Consider the following 234-nt stretch of genomic DNA (forward strand, 5'->3'; position numbering starts at 1 on the left):
TCACCGAACTGCATGGCGTCTGGCAGTTCAAGGCGCTTGGCGAGAAGGCCTGCAAGATCACCCTCGACCTGACCTTCGATTACGCCGGGCCGCTGGTCAAGGCGACCCTCGGGCCGCTGTTCACCCAGGCCGCCAACACCATGGTCGACGCGTTCTGCCAGCGCGCCAAGCAACTCTATGGCTGAGATCGCCGTCGAGGTGGTCTACGCGCTGCCGGAGCGACAGGCGTTACTG

Annotated in this window: 1 protein-coding gene; it reads left to right on the forward strand. The window is 64.5% G+C overall.

Annotation, left to right across the window (positions count from 1 at the left end):
• The coding region (locus tag ACLJNW_RS28700) for an SRPBCC family protein (RefSeq protein ID WP_410962084.1) at positions 1 to 185 on the forward strand (185 nt) is incomplete at its 5' end.
• Positions 186 to 234 lie beyond the last annotated feature (49 nt).

It is taken from the genome of Salmonella sp. SAL4457 (genome assembly GCF_046548235.1).
GTDB classification, from domain to species: Bacteria; Pseudomonadota; Gammaproteobacteria; order Enterobacterales; family Enterobacteriaceae; genus Salmonella; species Salmonella enterica.